This window comes from Chryseobacterium candidae, from assembly GCF_004916905.1.
GTDB classification, from domain to species: Bacteria; Bacteroidota; Bacteroidia; order Flavobacteriales; family Weeksellaceae; genus Chryseobacterium; species Chryseobacterium candidae.
In genome coordinates, this window is sequence record NZ_SDLV01000051.1 from 1 (window position 1) to 2259 (window position 2259).

The 2259-nt window shown below is 33.2% G+C and carries 1 protein-coding gene; it reads right to left on the bottom strand.

What is annotated here, in order from left to right; translation table 11 throughout:
* On the bottom strand, nucleotides 1-2094 hold a 2094-nt coding region (locus tag EK417_RS18845; RefSeq protein WP_136523029.1), incomplete at its 3' end, for a M12 family metallo-peptidase.
* Between the last annotated feature and the right edge of the window lie 165 nt (nucleotides 2095-2259).

The window sequence follows — 2259 nt, forward strand, 5'->3', positions numbered from 1 at the left end:
AATTGAGGAAAGATTTATTTCCTGTTTATTTCCTTTAAGAGAAGAAGCTGATATTACCAATCTTCCCGCTTCATCAAACATTTTATAGGATTTTAAATTTTCTTTGGATGAAATGATGATCATTGTTTTTGCCGGATTCGGGTAAATTGAAACGGTATTGTTATTTGTTTCAATATCTTCAACTCCTAAAAACTTGCATAAAAATCCTGCATTCCATCCATTTGCTGTACCTGATTCATTGGAGAAAAACTCAACGGTAATAGCTCCGGTAGGATCTGTAGATACAAAAGGCCCCGGAATCAAAGAACCAGTAAGGTTATTTCCATTCGGAAACAATGGAGATCCGGCTGTAGGTCCATTATATACATACATATAGTCTTTAAAATTCTCCAAATTAAATTCACTGAAATACAATGTTAATTTGGAATTAGAAAGTGGATAAAAAGTTTTAGTTAACTTTTCATTGTTACTATATCCTCCGGAAAGACCTCCGGAATCTGTAAAACGTACTCCGGAGCACCAATCTCCATTTGTTAAAAATGTTCGGTGTTTTTGATAAGCTAAAGAACCTGAACATTCACTTCCAATGAATAAGTTATAGTAAGTATTTGGATCCAGATTATTTAAACTAAAACTGTTTGTATTGATTGTTCCCGATTGTACAATAGTTCCATTTATTTTGGCGAGTGCATACTTCCATGCTTGGGAAGCTCCATCTATAATAAAGACACTTGCTGAGTTTTGTGTAACATTATCAATACTGAGATCCATTACCGTTACTTCACAGGAAGAAATACAGTTAGTGCCCAGACAAGCTTTTGAATTAATGGTATTTCTAATTAATTCAGCGGGTTGTGGACCAAATCCATTACTGAAATTGATTCCAACTCCGGAAATTAAATGACAATAACTCATTATAGTACCTCCGCCATTACCAGGAATTGGCCCGTTACATGCATTTCCTTGATTTCCATTTTGAGTTCCACAGCCATCAATTGCAGTATTATTACCATTCCAGGCACACGCATGAGTATGCTGAGAGCCCAAATTATGTCCTAGTTCATGAGTTGTAACATTAACTGTCCAGGAATACATCGGGAATTGTTGATAGTTTACGAGAACTGGTGAGTAACAATATTTCAAATCTGAACAGAGGGAATTTATATTGGAATAACCAGTACTTACAGGTGAGATTACTAGATGGGCAATATCACCATTAAAAAAGGGTCTGCTATTACTAAATATACCTAAGTCCGGATTATAGTTACCTGTATAAGGATCTGGTGTAGTCCATACATACATTTCACTTAAAGAGATTCTGATATCATCATTAAAATATATTGTTTCAACACTATTATGGATAGCAGTCATCCAATTAATAGTATTGGTTAGGTTTGAACCATTACTTTGATAAGGATTATACCCTACTTCATAAAATACCCTTACACAATTTTCTGTCATGGTTTTATTGGTAAGCTGTCCTGGATCAGGTGGTGGTAATTGAGTTTTGCTTTCTTTCAATTCATCTACACTACAAATGAAACTATTTTTTACGGTTAGCTTAGATTCTGAATAACTTATAAAATCACTCGAATTCTTTATTTTTCCAAGTATAATATTTCCCAAGGCTGGTGTTGAAATAATCCCTACCACATCATTATCAAAAAAACTAAATGCTACTAAAGACTGATCATCTCCTTTAACAATTCCGCGATAGTAAATCCCTGGATTATAGGATACAACTTCATCTTTTTTCGTTTTTACTTTGAAATCATCAGTGAAAATTTGCTTTTTAAAAAGCTGAAGAGTGATTTCTTTATTGTCATCAAAAGGAAAGGATACTTCAAGAAATTCAGGGCTTTCAGCAAGCAATCTCATGAGTTTGGGTATATCCAGACTTAAAACAGTAGCATCAGTTGCCGTTTTTCTTAACTCAGAGATGTTATCCGTGCTTTTCACATCAAATAAATCATACTTAGGAGCACGGTAGTTTAGCTTTTCATATTCATGGATTTCCCGAGCTAAAGGTTTTAAATTTTGGGTAAAACAAAAGATAGCCCATAGAAAGGAGCTAAATAAAAGGAGTTTTCGCATTATTAATTTTTTATTAAAAATACTACAAATACTTTAATTTTCACCAAAACAATCTTGAAATATAAAAAAAACCATAACAGAATACCTGCTATGGCTTAAATATGTATATTTTTTATTGTTAATTACTGTTTGATCAGCTTTTTATTGATGGTTTGTTTTTCTGTT